Here is a 16,093-nt window from a genome sequence, read left to right as displayed (position 1 = left end):
AGGGCGCGCCGCTCCCGACTATTCCGCGATCTTGGTGAAACCGGTCCAGCGGAAGATCCTCGACGCCGGGCCCCTGGAGCCGCCCAGCTCGTCGGAGGGCTCGAAGTGCTGGTAGCCGCCGTAGTACTTGATCTTGATCTTCTGCTGCGCCTCGGCCTCGCTGACGTGGATCGTCCGGTCGGCCTGGGGGAAGTCGGCCGGGCCGCCGACCAGGGTCACGCGGACGGTGCGGACGGCCTCGCTCTGCTCGGTTTTTCCGCTCATGGGATACCCCTTCTGTCTGCCGGGATCGTGACGGTGCGGTGTCGGACGACGGATGGGTCAGTCCGTGCAGGCGTGCAGGCAGGCGATGAGGGTGCGGGCCTGCACATTGAGGTAGTGGCGGTGCTGGAGCAGCCAGGTGATCTGGGGCAGTGCCGTCCAGAGGAAGCCGGGCGGCTCCTCGTCCGGGTGGTCGTCGCCCACCTCGATGATCATGTAGCGGCTGCGGGAGTGGTGGAAGCGGCCTCCCTCCTCCGACATCTCGGCGTCGAACAGCACCCGGTCGGTACGCATCCGGCGTTCGGCGTCGATCAGCTGCGCGTGGACGAGGCCGCCGAGGTAGGCGTGGTTCTCCGGGGTGCCCTGCACGGTCGGGGCGAGTTCGATGGCGTCGATGTAGCCGGGTTCGATGCGGGCGCGCAGCAGGACGTGCAGCACCCCGTCGAACCGTTTGACGAGCAGGGCGGCGACGCCGACGCCGTGGGGTTCGATGAGCGGCTGGGTCCAGCCGCCCACCTCGCGGCTGTTGGCGACGACGTCCACGCCGATGACGCTGAAGAAGAGGCCGCGCTCGTGGGAGATCGACGAGTCCGTGAGTTTCCAGCCGGGCAGGTCCCGTAGGCCGACGACGGTGGTCTGCACATCGTGGACGGCCTGGTTCGAGGTGATCCAGCTGAGGAGTTCGGTGTCGGTGTGCAGGCTGCCCTCGTCGGCGGTGGCGCCGGGGAGGCAGGACAGGACGGTGCGGGCGTCCATGTTGACCCGGTGGTCGATGCGCATCTGCTCGCGCACCTGGCCGAGCGTCAGCCAGCAGAAGTCCTCGCCGGCCTCGACGTCGGGGCCGACCTCGATGACCATGTTGCGGTTGCGCTTGCGGTAGAACCAGGCGCCGTGCTCGGACTGGAGGACGTCGGCGACGACGGTCCGCGGGTCGGCCTTCGCGAAGTGCTCCACGTACGGGACGAGCCGGCCCCGGTGGACGCCGGTGTAGTTGCTCTTGGTGGCCTGCACGGTGGGCGAGAGCTGGACGCCGTTGGGGTTGCCGGGCTCGGCCTTGGCCTGCATGAGCAGATGCAGGACGCCGTCGATCTCGCGTACGGCGATGCCGAGGAGACCGATCTCCGGCTGGAGGATGATGGGCTGGGCCCACTCGCGCACCGGGTCCTCGTCGACCTCGACGCGCAGGCCCGCCACGGAGAAGAACCGGCCGCTGTCGTGCACCAGATGGCCGGTGTCCTCGGCGAAGGACCAGTTGCGCAGCTGGTCGAACGGGACCCGGGTGACCTCCTGGACCTGGGCCGCGCAGCGTTCGGCGTACCACTTCTCGAACTGTTCGGGACTGGTGGCCACGCCCTCCGTGGCACGGGCCGACTCCGCGAGACGGGTCTGCAGGGTCGTGTCCGCATGACGCAGCACACGCGGCCCGGTGGTCAGCGGCATGGTGTCTCCCCCGGTTCGTCTGTCGGTGGGGCGGCGCTCCTTGTTCCGGTCGGTCGACCGGGTCCGGCCCATGGCGTCGCGTACCAGGTGAACACGGCCCCGGGAGCTGACCCAGAGGGTCCGGGCCGGTCTAGGTGTTCACTCAGATCCCCGCCGAGGCACTGCCGCGAGGCCGGTCGGCCACTTTCCCTAGACAGCAGCGGCCGACGGGACATGTGCTCCCGCCCCTCCCCGGACCCCGGCCGTGCTCGCGACGAGAGAGGCCGACATGAGCGACACCGATGTGTGGATCCGGCGCTACTTTCCGAGTTCCGAAGCGGCGGTCCAGTTGGTGTGCCTGCCGCACGCGGGAGGTTCGGCCTCCTTCTACCGCCCGGTGGCGCAGGCGTTGAGCCCGCGGGTCGAGGCGCTGGCCGTGCAGTACCCGGGCCGTCAGGACCGGCGCAACGAGCCGATGATCGACGACCTGGGCGTGCTGGCCGACCGGGTGTGCGAGGCCGTCGCGGCCTCCGTCGACCGGCCGTTCGCGCTCTTCGGGCACAGCATGGGCGCGACGCTCGCGTTCGAGGTGGGTGTCCGGCTGGAGCGCCGGGGGCTGTTCCCGCTGCGGGTGTTCGCCTCCGGCCGGCGTGCCCCGTCGCGGGTCCGCGACGAGCGGGTGCACCAGCGCGACGACGACGGCATGATCCGCGAGCTGCGCGGGCTGAGCGGCACCGACCAGCGGGTCTTCGGCGACGAGGAGCTGCTGCGGATGGTGCTGCCGGCGATCCGCAACGACTACCGGGCGGCGGAGACGTACCGCTACACCCCGGGCCCGGCGCTGCGCTGCCCGGTCACCGTCCTGGCCGGCGACAGCGACCCGAAGGCGGACCACGACGAGGTGGCGGCCTGGAGCGCGCACACGGACGGCGGGTTCGAGCTGCGTACGTACGCGGGCGGTCACTTCTACCTGATCGACCACGCCGCCGACGTCATCAAGGTCATCGGCGAGCGGCTGCACGAGCCGGCCCTGCGATGAGCGGCCGGGCGAGGAGTCGGGAGCAGTCGTCCATGAGCGGGAAGCACGTGGCGATCCTGGTCTTTCCGGGGCACGGGCACGTCAATCCGACGCTGGAGTTCAGCCGTCTGCTGATGGCGCTCGGCCACCGGGTCAGCTATGTGCTGGACGAGCGCATGGCGGGGCCGGTGAAGGCCGCCGGGGCCGGTTTCGTCGGCTATCCCTCGCGGCGCGGCCGGCTCGGCACCGGCTATGTGACCGGCGAGGACATCGGCGCGCTGGGGCTGGGGTTCCTGCGGGAGTCGATGGACGTGATCCTGCCGCGCACGCTGGAGGCGTTCGCGGACGACGTACCGGATCTGATCCTGTACGACCTGGAGAGCTTCTTCACCGCGCGGACCGCGGCCCGGCGCTGGGGCCGGCCGACGGCGCAGCTGTTCCCGTACGTCGCTTCGAACGAGCACTACTCGCTGGCCATGGAGGTGTTCTCCGGGGCCGACGAGAACCTCGGGAAGTGCATCGACCTGGTGGCGGACTTCCTGGCCGGGGAGGGCGAGGAGCGGGACGCGGTGTGGCCGTTCATGGCCAACTTCGACGAACGCAATCTGGTGCTGCTGCCGAGGGAGTTCCAGCCGCTCGGCGAGACCTTCGACGAGCGGTACACGTTCACCGGGCACAGTGTTCCGGCCGGCCGGACCGGTACGGGTTCGTGGTCGCGGCCGTCCGGGAGCGGGGACGGACCGGTGGCGCTGATCACGCTCGGCACCGAGGTCAACGACCGCCCGGACTTCTTCACGACCTGCGGGGCGGCCTTCGCGGACACGGACTGGCATCTGGTGGTGGCGGTCGGCCCCGGCAATCTGCCCGCGGAGCCTCCGGCACCGGGCCGGGTGGAGATGCACGAGTGGCTGGAGTTCGGGACCGTCCTGCCGCACGCGTCGGCCGTGGTCTGCCACTCCGGGATGAGCACCATCCTGGAGTCCCTGTCGTTCGGCATCCCGCTGGTGATCGTCACCTACACCCCGGAGGACCGCGTCAACGCGGCGCGCGTCACCGAACTGGGGCTGGGCGTGGAGCTGCCGGGCGAGGACGTCACGGCCGAGCGGGTGCGGGCCGCGGTCGAGCACGTGGCCACCGATCCCGCGATCCGCCGCGGCGTCGCCCGGATGCGCATGGACCTGCTGGCCGCGGGAGGACCGGGCCGGGCCGCGCAGGTGATCGACGGCTGGCTCAACGATTCCTACGTGACACCTGGAGACACCATCATGAAGGACACGGCAGCTCTGCCCGGCGCCCCGGCGAACGCGGGTGTCCGATGACGTACGCCATCGAGACCGAGGGCCTCGTCAAACGGTTCGGCGAGGTCACCGCGCTCAGCGGGCTCGACCTGGAGGCGCGCGAGGGCACCGTCCTCGGGGTCCTCGGCCCGAACGGGGCGGGGAAGACGACGGCGGTGCGGATCCTCGCCTCGCTGATGTCGCCCGACGGCGGGACCGCCCGCGTCTGCGGGTACGACGTCGCCCGCGAACCGCACGAGGTGCGCCGCGTCATCGGCCTCACCGGCCAGTACGCGGCGATCGACGAACAGCTCACCGGCGCCCAGAACATCGCCCTGGTGGCCCGGCTGCTGGGCCTGAAGCGGGCGGCCGCCCGGCAGCGGGCGGCGGAGCTCCTGGAGCGGTTCGGGCTCAGCCACGCCGGTGACCGCAAGGCGACGACGTACTCGGGCGGGATGCGCCGCCGGCTCGACCTGGCGGTCAGTCTGGTGGGCGAGCCGTCGGTGCTGTTCCTGGACGAGCCGACGACCGGTCTCGACCCGGAGAGCCGCAACGAGCTGTGGGACATCGTGCGCCGGCTCGTCACGAACGGTTCGACGGTGCTGCTGACGACGCAGTACATGGACGAGGCCGACCAGCTGGCCGACGACATCGTGGTGATCGACGGCGGCACGGCCATCGCCAAGGGCACCCCCGAGGAGCTCAAGGCGAAGACCGACCGGCAGACGCTGGAGATCCAGCCGGCGGACGCCGTCCATCTGGACGCCACCCGGCGGATCGTCGAGGAGATCAGCGGGATCCGCCCGGCCGGGGAGGGCGGCACGCTCCGCATCCAGATCAATGACACGGCCCTGCCGAGCGCGGTGCTGCGGCGCCTGGACGAGGCGGGCATCGAGGTCACCGAACTGGCCCTGCGCCGGCCCAGCCTGGACGAGGTGTTCCTGTCGCTGACCGGGAGCAAGGGCCGCAAGGAACGCGACCGGGTGGCCGAGCTGGCCACCGCGGGAACCGCGCCGGCCGCGCCGGCGGAAGGAAGCATCCGATGACCGCGCTCACCGCGCCCGCACCCAAGCACCGGCTGAGCCTGCTGACGGTGACCCGGCACTGCCTGACCCTGGGCGGCCGCAACCTGATGCACCTCAAGGCCAACCCGGGCGAGATCATCGGCTTCGCCGTCGTCCAGCCGCTGATCGTGATCGCGCTGCTGGTGTACGTCTTCGGCGGGGCCATCGCCGGGGACACCGACGCCTACCTCCAGTTCGCGCTGCCCGGCCTGATCGTGCAGTCGTCGGTCACCGCCGTCCTCACCACCGGAACCGGGCTGCACCAGGACATCGCCAACGGTCTCTTCGACCGTCTGCGCAGCCTGCCCATCGCCCGGATCGCCCCGCTGATCGGCCATCTGATCGGCACCCTGGTGCGGGTCGGGGTCGGGCTGCTGATGCTGCTGGCGGTGGGCGCGCTCCAGGGCTTCGAGGTGCGCACCAGCGTCTGGAAGCTGCTGGCCGGGCTGGTGCTGGCCATGGTGTTCGCCGCGGGCCTGGCCTGGCTGTCCATGCTGGTCGGCCTCGCCGCCAAGTCCGCCACCACCGTGCACATGTTCAGCGGGGTGCTGGCGATCCCGCTGACCTTCTGCAGCAACGTGTTCGTCAAGACGGACACCATGCCGGGCTGGTTGCAGACCTGGGCCGACATCAACCCGATCTCGCAGGAGGCGACCGCGCTGCGCGCGCTGGTCACGGGCGGTCCGGTCGGAAGCTCGGTGTGGTGGACGGCCGGCTGGGCCGTGGCGATGACCGCGGTCTTCGCCCCACTGGCCATACAAGCGTATCGGCGACGGGTCTGAGGAGACCCGGTCCGCTTTCAGAGGGGGATGTTCGGATGAAGCACGGCACACAGGATCTGGCACTGTTCGGCGGCCCACCGGCGTTCGTGGAGGACCGCCGGGTCGGCCGGCCGAACCAGGGCGACCGCCGGCGGTTCCTCGACCGCATGAACCAGGTACTCGACAACGAGTGGCTGTCCAACATGGGCCCCCTCATGCACGAGTTCGAGGCGCGGGTGGCGGAGATCGCCGGGGTGCGGCACTGCGTCTCCCTCTGCAACGCCACCGTGGCGCTGCAGATGCTCGTGGGGGACGAGGCGACCGGCGGCGCGATCGGTGACGAGGTGATCGTCCCGGCCCTGACGTTCCCGGCCACGGCCCACGCCGTGCGCTGGCGCGGACTGCGGCACGTCGTCTGCGACGTGGATCCGGTGACCGGGCTCATCGACCCCGACCGGGTGGAGGCGCTGATCACCCCCCGGACCCGGGCGATCATCGGCGTCCACCTGTGGGGGCAGCCCTGTGACGTGCCGAGGCTGGAGAAGATCGCCGAGAAGTACGGGCTGCGGCTCTACTTCGACGCGGCTCCCGCCCTGGGGTGCAGCTACGGCGACACCCCGGTCGGCGGCTTCGGCGACGCGGAGGTCTTCAGCTTCCACGCCACGAAGGTCGTCAACTCGTTCGAGGGCGGTGCCATCGTCACCGACGACGACGCGCTGGCCGACCGGATGCGGGCCGTACGGAACTTCGGCTTCAGCCCGGACGGCCGGGTGGGGCACGTCGGCACCAACGGCAAGCTGAACGAGGCCGCCGCCGCCATGGGCCTCACCTCCCTCGACGCGCTTCCGGAGACCGTCGCGCACAACCGCGCCAACTACGAGCGCTACCGGGTCGCGCTGGCCGGCATCCCCGGGGTGCGGGTCCTGGAGTACGACGAGCAGCACCGCAACACCCACCACTACCTGATGGTCACCGTGGACCAGGAGGCCGCCGGACTCCACCGGGACCTGCTGCTCCACGTCCTGCGCGCCGAACACATCCTGGCCCAGCCGTACTTCGCGCAGGCCATGCACCAGCTCCAGCCGTACGCCGAGGACGCGCAGGTCGAGGCACCGCACGCCGAGGCGCTCTGCGGGCAGCTGCTCGCCCTGCCCACCGGCCCCGCGGTCGGTGCCGACGACATCGAGACCATCAGCGACGCGATCCGCGTCGCCGTCGCCCACGGACCGGAGGTGACCGCGCTGGGGCAGGCCCGTACGGCAGGCACCACGGACCGATAGCGACCCGACCGGCACAGCCATCCCCCCGCGCGCGCCGGACACGATCGAGGAGTGGCTGCGATGGCAGCGAGTATCACCGAAACACCCGTCGGCAGGGTCAAGCCCAGCCGGATCGTCGAACTCGGACAGCACAGGGACGAACGCGGCTGCGTCTCGGTCGCCGAGTCGGAGTGGACCGCAGGGTTCGAGATCCGCAGGGTCTACTTCCTGCACGACCTGGCGGCGGGCACGTCCCGCGGCGGGCACGCCCACCGCGAGCTGGAACAGCTCTTCGTCGCCGCGCACGGCGGCTTCACCCTGCGCCTCGACGACGGCTTCCAGCAGGCCGAGTACCGCCTGGACACCCCTGGGACGGCGTTGTACGTCGGCCCGATGGTCTGGCGGGACCTCAGCGACTTCACCCCGGGCGGGGTCTGCCTCGTCCTGGCGTCGCACCACTACGACGAAGCGGACTACTACCGCGAGTACCAGGAATTCCTGCGGGACAGCCGGAGGCAGACGTGACCAAGGTTCCCTTCTTCGACCTGCGCGAGATGCACGGGGCCACCGGTGTGCAGGAGGAGATCGACGCGGCCGTGCTGCGGGTCTCGCGCTCCGGCCGCTACATCCTCGGCGCCGAGCTGGAGGCCTTCGAGGAGGCCTACGCCGCCTACTGCGGCAACGCGTACTGCGTCGCGACGGCCAGCGGTCTCGCCGCCCTGGAGCTGACCCTCCGGGCGCTCGGCGTGGGACCGGGCAACGAGGTGATCGTCCCCGCGCACACGTTCGTCGGCAGCTGGCTCCCCGTCTCGGCGACCGGCGCGCGCCCCGTCCCCGTGGAGCCGGCCGAGGGCTCCTTCCTCATCGACACCGAACAGCTCGACGCCGCGGTCACCCCGCGCACCCGGGCCGTCATGCCGGTCCACCTCTACGGCCACCCGGTCGACCCGGACGCGATCCACCGCTTCGCCGACCGCCACGGCCTCGCCGTCCTCGAAGACGCCGCCCAGGCCCACGGCGCCCGCGCCCGCGGCCGCCGCGTCGGCAGCGGCCACGCGGTCGCCTTCAGCTTCTACCCCGGCAAGAACCTCGGCGCCCTCGGCGACGCCGGCGCCGTCGTCACCGACGACCCGGCCCTCGCGGACCGCCTGCGCCTCCTGCGCAACTACGGCTCCCGCGAGAAGTACGTGCACGAGATCAAGGGCGCCAACTCCCGCCTGGACGAGATCCAGGCCGCCGTCCTCGCCGCCAAGCTCCCCCACCTCGACGCCTGGAACGACCGCCGCCGCACCATCGCCCACCGCTACACCGAGGCCTTCACCGGCCTCCCCGGCCTCCTCACCCCCCGCACCGAGCCCTGGGCCGAACACGTCTGGCACCAGTACGTCCTGCGCACCCCCCACCGCACCCTCCTCCAGCAACGCCTGGACGAAGCAGGCATCGGCACCCTCATCCACTACCCGGTCCCCGTCCACCGCACCCCCGCCTACGCCGACCACACCCCCTCCCCCACCCTCCCAAGAACCGAACGCCTCGCCGACGAGGTCCTGAGCCTGCCGATCGGCCCCCACATGTCGGACGTCGCGGTGGAGCTGGTGGTGGACGCGGTGCGGGGGGCGGTGCTGGGGCTGGGTGCCTAACGCCCATCGCCCGCCTCACCGCCGGGGTCGACATCGGGATGCGTGAACCGCACGGGCCGCCCCAGCGACCGGGCGTACGCGAGCTCCGCCCGCGTGCTCTCCCCGATGTAGTCCCCGACCAAAGCGCCTGAGTTCGCGATTTCTGAGGCGCTGGCAGCACGAACTTGGCCCTGCTGGCCGGAATCCTCAGCTGGGTACGACTCGGTTCCGACTGATTCGGTGTTGAAGTGCATGACGTTTTCGGTGCCCGGTGAGCCGATCCGGGTCAGCCGACTTCAGGTACCGCGCCAGGCGGAGCAGGCTCCTCCGCGGTGACACGCCGGATGTGGCCTACCCACGAGTCCGGCGTCAGGGAGGACCACTCAACGTCGATCTCAACGCCGTGGAATATGCGGGTGAGGTCCGCAAGCTGTGTGAAGATCGCCGTCTGTACCTCCTCAGGGGCCGCGTCGGCGGGCATCGGAATCTTGCCGCATCCGCCACCCGAGTCGTCGGCGATGAACGTGTAGGGCCACACGTCTTGCCCGGTCAGCAGGATGATCTCCTTCGGTATGCCGAAGGGGGGCCGCTTCTTCTTCGTCTTGGGTCGTCTTGCCACGGTGTCATCCAACCTGACGGACCGCGGGGTCAGGCACCCGCCATACACACCTCAGCCACCACAACCAGGCCGGACCAGAGCCGCATGACGCCACCCACCCAGGTGAAGGTAGGTTGATCGCCAGTCGGCTGGGGCCATGGGGAGGAACTGCTGTGGCAGATATCCAGGTCCCGGGACCTGAGCCCGACTGGCAGCCGGCGACACAACCGCCCTACTACACTGGCAAGAACCCCGCCTACCAGTACAGCGTCTGGGAACACCACGCCCCGCTCTTCCAGATGATCGGAGGGCTCGCGCTGCCAGTGCATCCCGTGGCCCAGCGGCTACGTCTGCACGTGGAGCGGTCGTGGGACGGGTTGGACGACCTCGACGTCGTACTGTTTCGGCTGAAGGGGTTCAGCTTCGCGATCAGCAAGCACGACGGCAATCCGCTCGGCGTCTCGTTCGTCTGGCTCACCCAACCGCACGAGCAAGCCGACGAGGCCCTGGACACCCTCTTGGAGGTAGTCGGGATCGGGGAGGACGCCGTCGCGTTCCGTGGAGACGCTCACGAGGACCCAGCAGAGCGGACCGACACGGCGCACGAAGCCGGCTCTCTCGATGACGTCGCTGACGTCACCTTGCCGACCTCACCATGGGCAAGGTTCCGGCGGGCCCTCGGCATGACCCAGTAGGCACCCCCGCCGCTTGACGAAGGCCATTGGGAATCAGTCACACGTACTGCAGGCGTGTCCTCCTGGTCTCGGTCGGACAAGGGGTCGGGGTGGAATGTCCGGGTGTAGCGCAGTCCAGTGTCGGGCGTGATGTTGAATACCGCGCACAGGTGCTGCGGGTCGGCGCCGGTTACGGCGGCCTCTTCGAGGATCCGGTCCTCGCGGAGTCGTTGGGCGGTGACCGGAAGATCCTTGAGCAAGGGCTGCATCCAGCCGATGGTGACCGGCGTGCGAGAGTGCGCGGTCTGCGAGCTGAGGAACAGGTGGGGGTTGCGGGTGTGTGGCCAGCGTGAGTGGCGGAGTCGGATGTAGTCGGCGGCGGCCTGACGGGTGAAGGCGTCGAGGGGGTGGTCGATTTTGCCGTGCACGAGCCGGCCGCCGGTGAAGTCGACGGCAGCCAAAGGCAGTGCTCGTGCCTGGTGGGGGTAGAGCGCGTGAATGCCGATGAGGGCGATCAGCAGCTTTAGGGCGGGGTCGCCCTCGGCGGCCGCGGCCAATGTCTGGATCGCCTCGGGACTCAGCGGGGTGGGCACCGAGCTGGGCTTCGCCCCCAAGCTCAGGCCGCGTGCGGGGTTGGCGAACAGCAGCCGTTGGCTCTTGAGGGTCTTGAACATGTTGCGCAGCGCGACGGCTTCATTGTGCGGTGCCGCGCACTGGGACAGCCACTCCGTGAGGTCGGCGCGGGTGACCTGGCGAAGGGTGCGATAGCGCTTCGAGCATTCGAGGAGGAATGGGATCGAGGCGTCGACCTGGAGACGGACGGTGGCGGTCGAGCGGGGACGGCGGCGAGGCCCACCGTGTCGGACGATGCGGATCCACACGAGGGCTTCTGCACGGATCTCCGGGTGCACGCTGCTGAGCCGGCGTTGGATCCACGCGTCGAGAGGGTCGATGCGGTCGTCGTCGAGAAGGTCGAGGTGGGCGAGCACCTCAGTGACCCGGGTGACGGCACGTGTGGCTCGCTGGCGCGGCAGAGTGGCGACAGTGCTGGCCTTGATACGTTCGTGCCGGCCGTGCACGGCGGTCAGCAGGTACAGGCTTCGCAGCACCCGCTCGCGCAAGGCCGGCGACCAGCCTTGGGCCTCGGCGCTTGCCTCGGCCTGCGCGGAGACGTAGGCGGTGAAGGCGGGGTCGATGGGCTCGACATCGGGCACAGTGACGCGCGACATGTCCCGCTCGGCGACGAACAGCGGCTCCTGACGCCACCGAGGCATCGCCCAGAACGGGCCGCCGACAGGCTGGTGCGTATCGGGTGAGCCGTGCTCCCGCGTCCGGGCGGCAAGGTGGACCCGCCGGACCAGATCGGCGATGAACAGCTGCTGCCCGGTGGTGGCCGCGGTGGTGAGGTCCGGGCGCTGCCACGTCCGAGGAACGGCTTGGGCCTGGCAGCGGCACAGCCGGCACACCCCGTGCTTGAGGAGCGGCACGGTGCGACGGCAGGTCGCGCAAGTGCCGGTCTCGTGGCCGCCCTGTTCGAGCGCGAGCTCGCGTCCTATCTCCGCGTGCCCGACGTCGTCGCGGTCTCCTCGGCCACGGTTGGAATCCACCTCGCTCTCCAGACGTGCGGCGTCGGACCGGGCACCGAGGTGATCGTCCCGTCCCAGACTTTTGCCGCCACGATCCAGCCGATCGTGGCGCTGGGTGCCGTCCCCCGGTTCATCGACCACTCTCCCGGCACCTTGTGTGTGGAGGCCGAGGCGGTAAAGGAGGCCATCACCCCGGCGACACGCGCCGTCCTCCCCGTCCTCTACGGCGGCAGGCCCGTCGACCTCACCAGTATCGCTTCCGACCTGCGGCACCAGAACATTCACATCGTCGAGGACGCCGCACAAGCCTTCGGATCGCCGCGAACCGGGGTCCAGGCGCTGACGGTCTATTCGTTCGGTCCCATCAAACAGCTGACTGCCCTGGTCGGAGGAGCGGTTGTTCCACGCACCGTCGAAGAAGCGGAGGCACTCCGCCAGTCGCGTTCGCTCGGCATCACCAGCTCCCAGACAGACCGGATCCGGACGACCACCTACTGCGTGCAGGGTCCCGGTCTGCGCGGGGTTCTCTCGGACGTCAACGCCGCAGTCGGCCGCGTCCAGCTCGCACGGTTCGAAACGGTCGCGGTCCTGCGAAGGGAATTATGGAACGCCTACGCACAAGCCCTTCGGGATGCCCCCGGAGTCGCTGTCATCGATGTCGGGAACGACGCCGTGCCGTTCAACTGCGTCGTCCGTGTTCCTGGTCGTAACCGTGTCCACGGGATCATGCGGGACAGAGGGGTCGGCGTGGGCGTCCACTATCCGCCCAATCATCTGCAACCGGCCTTCGCTCGGTGGACCCGGTCCCTGCCCATCACCGAACGGACCGCCGAAGAGATCCTGAGCCTGCCCTTCCACCCGGCCATGACCTGCCACGACGCGCGATGGACAGCCGCAGCCCTGCTCGAAGCCATGGCTCGTCCGCCCGGATAATCCCCTCTCGTCCCCGCCCCCTCCGCCACCTCGTGGAAGGACCGCACACATGACCGCACCCCCCAGCACCACAACCCCGAGACGGAGAATCCTGGTCACCGGTGTGGGCGGGCCCCCCGGCCTCGACCTTGCCGCATCGCTGGCTTCCGCCGGCCACACCGTCATGGGCACGGACTCCAACCCCCTTGCCCCCGGACTGATCATCCCGGGTATCTCCTCCCGTACCGTCGCGTCCGCCGACAGCCCGCACTACTCAGCAGACCTGCGAAGCCTGCTTGCCACCTTCCGACCGGATGCCATCATCTCGGGCGTCGAGCGCGAATTGCCCCGGCTCATCGACCTTCAGGACGAACTCGATGCAGCAGGTGTCCGGACGTGGCTGCCCTCGCGGTCGACGGCGGCCATCACCTTGGACAAGGCCCTCTTCCACCAAACGGTCACCGCCGCCGGCATCCCCGTGCCTCTCACCGTTCTCCCGAGCGATCTGGCGGCCCTGCCCGAAGGCGCCGGTCTCGTCGTAAAGCCCCGCCGGGGCCAAGGATCCAAGGACGTCCACTTCTGCGTCACCCGGCGACAGGCAGGAGTGCTCTGCGAACTGGTCGAGGATCCGATCGTGCAACAGCGCATCACGGGTCAGGAATTCAGCGCCGACTGCCTGGTGGACCGCAAGGGCCACGCCTCCGTCGTCCTCCGCTACCGGCTCATGGTCAGCAACGGCATGTCCATGGTCGCCGCCACCTTCCACAACGACCGTGCCACGCAGTTGGTCAGGGCCACCCTCACCGCGGTCGGAGCAACGGGGCCCTGCGATGTGCAAGGGTTCGTCACCACCGACCACCCCGAACCTGTGGTGATCACCGAGGTCAATCACCGGTTCGCCGCCGGGTTCCGGCTCAGCGAAGCCGCAGGCGCCGATCTCGTCGGCCAGACCCTCAACGGTCTCTTCGAGGCAGCCGTAGATCATCATCGCCTGACGTACCTGTCCGGCGTCCACCTCACCAAGTACGTCGCCGAGCTCTCCACCCAGACCAGACCGCAGCCCCGAGGGAGTCGCCCGTGAAGCACGTCCTGCCGACTCGCCTGGTCGGCCCGGGGCTGGCACTGAGACCGTTCTCTGCCGAAGACGGCCGGCTCGTTGCACGAGCCCTTGAGGACGCCGAGATCATCCGGTGGGCCGTCGGCGCTCACCTCCACCGGCTACCCCTGGCAGACCGTGCCGAGCAGTGGCTGCATGCCCGTCTCACCGCCTGGTCCGACGGTGTCCCCCACTTCGCCATCGCCGATCCCGACACGGACGACTTCACCGGGTACATCGGACTGCGCCGCATCCACGACGGCAACGCCGAAGTCGGAAGTTGGATCGCGCCATGGGCCCGAGGCCGAGGGCTCGCGACCCACGCCCTGCTGACCACCGCACGGTGGGCGTTGGCTTCCACAGACCGCCATGGCATGGGGCTCCATCGCATCGCGCTGCACCACTCCACCGACAATCCTGCCTCGTGCCGGGTCGCGGACAGGGCAGGGCTCAGCCTGGAAGGAACCATGCGCCAAGCCACGACCGACCACACCGGCACCCGCTACGACTCCCACCTGCACGCCCGCCTGGCCACCGACGCGGACCCGGAGTTCGGCGCCGCTCGCTCATGAGCATGGGACCCTTCTTGAGACCGCCGCCACGCCACCGCTGCCCGCGCCCCCAGAGGTCCGCCTGTGTCTGACCGAACAGAGCTTCGCTCCGTCATTTCCTCCTACCTCGCCCGGCTCCCCGCAGAAAGCGTCCGCCTCGCGCCCGTGTCCGCCGCTCTTGACAGCGCACCCCCATCAGCAGGCCCGGCTCCGGTCACGTGCAGCGCAATCGTGGTGTCCCCCGACCGCGAGGTCCTTCACGTTGCCGCCGCCGACAGCCCGGGACCGCCGTCAGCGGCACCACGGAGCGGCGACGGCAGCCTCCTCGCCACCGCCGTGCGAGCCGTCCACGAGCAGACTGGCATTCCTCCTGGGGACCTCTGCCTCACCTCGCAGTGTCTCCGCACCCCGTGGGACATCGCCCCCGCTCTCGGACCGGGCAAGATGGCCTCCGGCGCACCGATCGCCGACCTTCGCTTCGCCTTCTACCTGATCCGCGCACCTCACGCCGCAACATCCTGGCGGCCACTGGCCCGGACCGGTCTTGCGAAGCTCGGCCGCAAAGCGGAGGAACTGAGCGGTCAGGCATCCCCGCTGAATGCCTCGGCACTGATCCACAACGCGCGCGGTGAGTACCTGCTGCACCTGCGGGACATGCGGCCGGACATCTGGGCGCCAGGCTGCTGGGCCCTGCCCGGAGGCGGCCGCGAACCGGGGGACCTCACTCCCGAGGACACCATCCTCCGCGAACTCAAAGAGGAAGCCGACCTCACTCCCACACAGATCGAGCCGTTCCACGACGCGGAAGTCACGGGCCCGGCCGGTCTGACCACACCCGTACGGATCTTCGCCGCCCGCTGGGAGGGCGATCCGGCCCGACTCCCCCTCACCGAGGGCGTGATGCTCCACTGGTTCTCCCCCGACACCGTGCGCCGTCTCCGTCTCGGAGGGGAGACTCTGGACCTCGTCCTCCGTCACGCCGAAAGCGTCACGTACGGCTGAATGAACAGCACGGACCGGAGCAGAGGGACGCGGCCGGGCAAAGCCGTCAGCGAACTGCCGCTGCGGTCATCGTCCCGCCAGGCACCGCAGCCACTCAGGCGACCGAGAACTGAGCGACGTACTCGGCGAACGGCAGGATTCCGACCTGCGCACGCCGCTCGTCCATGCACTCAGGGTCCTCGCAGGGCCACGGGACCGGCGAGCCGTCCTTCACTCCGGCGATCTGCGTGCCGTAGATCTGCTTCCGCCCTTCGTTCACCAGCGTGCGGTCCCGCAGAAAGGCCAGGTCCCGGGGGCTGGCAGCGCCAACGGACACCGCTTCCTCCATCAGCCGCAGCGCGCGCCGCTGGACGTCAAGCTGCCGGTCGGCGTGCTGTGCGATCAGCCAGGCGGCACTGGCCGCCTCCTCACCGACCAGTTCCGCGGTCGGCCACCCGTACGCGTCCATGATCTCGCTGAGGCGATCCGCGTGCTGAGCAGTCAGGCGACGCCAGGCCAACTGGTCCGCCGGGTCATCGCTGTTCGCCCGGGGCGCGGCCCGGTGATCTGCCGCAACCATCGTGGTGAGCTCCGCAGCCACTGCAGCAACGTCGGACGTCATCTCCGCTCCGATTCCGGTTCGATGTTCTCACTGGACGTCAGCCACCTTAAGCGCGCACATGATGAGGAAATCTCCTCCCGAAGGACGGTGACAGGGGCGTCCGGCTGCGGCGATACTTGATCTATCCACGACGGGACCGGCATGTGGGAGTACGCGGCGAATTCCTTCCGGAGCGTCGCCCGGTCTGTCACCGCCGGACGTTCTGGCGGTGCGGCTTCGATGGCCCCGGCGTCCCCTGGTGCCCTCGGTATCGGCGAGCAGCGGCTACGCCGAGTTGTCTTCAGAGCTTGCAGCTACCTGCCGACCGGGCTGTGTACGCCCTCCGCTCCCTCGCCGTTCGACGGGGTTCGCCTTCCTGACGAAGTCCCACGGATCGCGGAGCAGTGCGGCATCGG

17 protein-coding genes are annotated in these 16,093 nt (G+C 69.8%); 11 read left to right on the top strand and 6 right to left on the bottom strand.

Annotation, left to right across the window (positions count from 1 at the left end):
* Positions 1-18: 18 nt before the first annotated feature.
* On the bottom strand, positions 19-264 hold the full coding sequence (locus ACFVDM_RS20460) for a DUF5988 family protein (protein WP_383641570.1): 246 nt from the start codon (positions 262-264) through the stop codon (positions 19-21).
* 57 nt (positions 265-321) lie between these two features.
* Positions 322-1,701, bottom strand: coding sequence for an NDP-hexose 2,3-dehydratase family protein (locus tag ACFVDM_RS20455; protein ID WP_383641567.1), 1,380 nt, complete (start codon positions 1,699-1,701; stop codon positions 322-324).
* A 268-nt stretch (positions 1,702-1,969) separates the two neighbouring features.
* Here ACFVDM_RS20455 and ACFVDM_RS20450 point away from each other — a divergent pair, with 268 nt between their 5' ends.
* From ACFVDM_RS20450 to ACFVDM_RS20420, 7 genes are read left to right on the top strand one after another with little or no spacing between them, the layout of a single operon-like run.
* Entirely contained in the window at positions 1,970-2,719 is a 750-nt protein-coding gene (locus ACFVDM_RS20450) for a thioesterase II family protein (RefSeq protein ID WP_383641564.1), read from the top strand.
* A gap of 32 nt (positions 2,720-2,751) precedes the next feature.
* The gene (locus ACFVDM_RS20445; protein ID WP_383641561.1) at positions 2,752-4,017 is read left to right on the top strand and encodes a macrolide family glycosyltransferase; all 1,266 of its coding nucleotides are present in this window, start codon (positions 2,752-2,754) and stop codon (positions 4,015-4,017) included.
* Entirely contained in the window at positions 4,014-5,021 is a 1,008-nt protein-coding gene (locus ACFVDM_RS20440) for an ATP-binding cassette domain-containing protein (protein ID WP_383641558.1), read from the top strand. The genes ACFVDM_RS20445 and ACFVDM_RS20440 overlap by 4 nt, the downstream gene beginning before the upstream one ends.
* Positions 5,018-5,821 (top strand): ABC transporter permease, encoded by an 804-nt coding sequence (locus tag ACFVDM_RS20435; RefSeq protein WP_383641555.1) that lies wholly within the window; start codon positions 5,018-5,020, stop codon positions 5,819-5,821. Before ACFVDM_RS20440 ends, ACFVDM_RS20435 begins: the two co-directional genes overlap by 4 nt.
* A gap of 35 nt (positions 5,822-5,856) precedes the next feature.
* Positions 5,857-7,080, top strand: a complete 1,224-nt coding sequence (locus ACFVDM_RS20430; protein WP_383641553.1) for a DegT/DnrJ/EryC1/StrS family aminotransferase — start codon at positions 5,857-5,859, stop codon at positions 7,078-7,080.
* Positions 7,081-7,140: 60 nt separating this feature from the next.
* The gene (locus ACFVDM_RS20425; RefSeq protein WP_383641551.1) at positions 7,141-7,584 is read left to right on the top strand and encodes a sugar 3,4-ketoisomerase; all 444 of its coding nucleotides are present in this window, start codon (positions 7,141-7,143) and stop codon (positions 7,582-7,584) included.
* Positions 7,581-8,699, top strand: a complete 1,119-nt coding sequence (locus tag ACFVDM_RS20420; protein WP_383641549.1) for a DegT/DnrJ/EryC1/StrS family aminotransferase — start codon at positions 7,581-7,583, stop codon at positions 8,697-8,699. The genes ACFVDM_RS20425 and ACFVDM_RS20420 overlap by 4 nt, the downstream gene beginning before the upstream one ends.
* Before the next feature lie 265 nt (positions 8,700-8,964).
* On the opposite strand, the gene ACFVDM_RS20415 is transcribed toward ACFVDM_RS20420, so the two are convergent.
* From ACFVDM_RS20415 to ACFVDM_RS20405, 3 genes are all read right to left on the bottom strand, one after another.
* A complete protein-coding gene (locus ACFVDM_RS20415; RefSeq protein WP_383641547.1) occupies positions 8,965-9,297 on the bottom strand; it encodes a hypothetical protein in 333 nt (110 codons plus the stop codon).
* A 323-nt stretch (positions 9,298-9,620) separates the two neighbouring features.
* Complete coding sequence (locus tag ACFVDM_RS20410) at positions 9,621-9,848, bottom strand: hypothetical protein (protein WP_383641545.1); 228 nt, start codon at positions 9,846-9,848, stop codon at positions 9,621-9,623.
* On the bottom strand, positions 9,845-11,437 hold the full coding sequence (locus ACFVDM_RS20405; RefSeq protein WP_383641542.1) for a hypothetical protein: 1,593 nt from the start codon (positions 11,435-11,437) through the stop codon (positions 9,845-9,847). Before ACFVDM_RS20405 ends, ACFVDM_RS20410 begins: the two co-directional genes overlap by 4 nt.
* On the opposite strand from ACFVDM_RS20405, the gene ACFVDM_RS20400 reads away from it, so the two are divergent.
* The 4 genes from ACFVDM_RS20400 (at position 11,420) to ACFVDM_RS20385 (ending at position 15,097) form a co-directional block, all read left to right on the top strand.
* Entirely contained in the window at positions 11,420-12,469 is a 1,050-nt protein-coding gene (locus tag ACFVDM_RS20400; RefSeq protein ID WP_383641540.1) for a DegT/DnrJ/EryC1/StrS family aminotransferase, read from the top strand. The genes ACFVDM_RS20405 and ACFVDM_RS20400 overlap by 18 nt on opposite strands.
* Positions 12,470-12,518: 49 nt before the next feature.
* On the top strand, positions 12,519-13,529 hold the full coding sequence (locus tag ACFVDM_RS20395) for an ATP-grasp domain-containing protein (RefSeq protein WP_383641537.1): 1,011 nt from the start codon (positions 12,519-12,521) through the stop codon (positions 13,527-13,529).
* Positions 13,526-14,116 carry a GNAT family N-acetyltransferase gene (locus tag ACFVDM_RS20390; RefSeq protein ID WP_383641534.1) on the top strand — a complete coding sequence of 197 codons (591 nt, stop codon included), beginning with the start codon at positions 13,526-13,528 and terminating at the stop codon, positions 14,114-14,116. Before ACFVDM_RS20395 ends, ACFVDM_RS20390 begins: the two co-directional genes overlap by 4 nt.
* Positions 14,117-14,539: 423 nt before the next feature.
* On the top strand, positions 14,540-15,097 hold the full coding sequence (locus ACFVDM_RS20385; RefSeq protein ID WP_383641531.1) for an NUDIX domain-containing protein: 558 nt from the start codon (positions 14,540-14,542) through the stop codon (positions 15,095-15,097).
* A 94-nt stretch (positions 15,098-15,191) separates the two neighbouring features.
* Here the strand turns inward: ACFVDM_RS20385 and ACFVDM_RS20380 are convergent, their stop codons facing one another.
* Positions 15,192-15,698 carry a DUF6624 domain-containing protein gene (locus ACFVDM_RS20380; RefSeq protein ID WP_383641528.1) on the bottom strand — a complete coding sequence of 169 codons (507 nt, stop codon included), beginning with the start codon at positions 15,696-15,698 and terminating at the stop codon, positions 15,192-15,194.
* Positions 15,699-16,093 lie beyond the last annotated feature (395 nt).

The sequence above is a fragment of the Streptomyces sp. NPDC057682 genome (genome assembly GCF_042799575.1).
Classification (GTDB): domain Bacteria; phylum Actinomycetota; class Actinomycetes; order Streptomycetales; family Streptomycetaceae; genus Streptomyces.
Note: the sequence above shows the minus strand (reverse complement) of the source record. Positions and strands in the feature narration are given on the sequence as shown.

Excerpts from the sequence above, each read along its gene's own strand:
- ACFVDM_RS20440 (WP_383641558.1), top strand. The coding sequence starts at position 4,014 with ATGACGTACGCCATCGAGACCGAGGGCCTCGTCAAACGGTTCGGCGAG.
- ACFVDM_RS20435 (WP_383641555.1), top strand. The coding sequence starts at position 5,018 with ATGACCGCGCTCACCGCGCCCGCACCCAAGCACCGGCTGAGCCTGCTG.
- ACFVDM_RS20455 (WP_383641567.1), bottom strand. The coding sequence starts at position 1,701 with ATGCCGCTGACCACCGGGCCGCGTGTGCTGCGTCATGCGGACACGACC.
- ACFVDM_RS20430 (WP_383641553.1), top strand. The coding sequence starts at position 5,857 with ATGAAGCACGGCACACAGGATCTGGCACTGTTCGGCGGCCCACCGGCG.
- ACFVDM_RS20395 (WP_383641537.1), top strand. The coding sequence starts at position 12,519 with ATGACCGCACCCCCCAGCACCACAACCCCGAGACGGAGAATCCTGGTC.
- ACFVDM_RS20450 (WP_383641564.1), top strand. The coding sequence starts at position 1,970 with ATGAGCGACACCGATGTGTGGATCCGGCGCTACTTTCCGAGTTCCGAA.
- ACFVDM_RS20380 (WP_383641528.1), bottom strand. The coding sequence starts at position 15,698 with ATGACGTCCGACGTTGCTGCAGTGGCTGCGGAGCTCACCACGATGGTT.
- ACFVDM_RS20445 (WP_383641561.1), top strand. The coding sequence starts at position 2,752 with ATGAGCGGGAAGCACGTGGCGATCCTGGTCTTTCCGGGGCACGGGCAC.
- ACFVDM_RS20385 (WP_383641531.1), top strand. The coding sequence starts at position 14,540 with ATGGCCTCCGGCGCACCGATCGCCGACCTTCGCTTCGCCTTCTACCTG.
- ACFVDM_RS20425 (WP_383641551.1), top strand. The coding sequence starts at position 7,141 with ATGGCAGCGAGTATCACCGAAACACCCGTCGGCAGGGTCAAGCCCAGC.
- ACFVDM_RS20460 (WP_383641570.1), bottom strand. The coding sequence starts at position 264 with ATGAGCGGAAAAACCGAGCAGAGCGAGGCCGTCCGCACCGTCCGCGTG.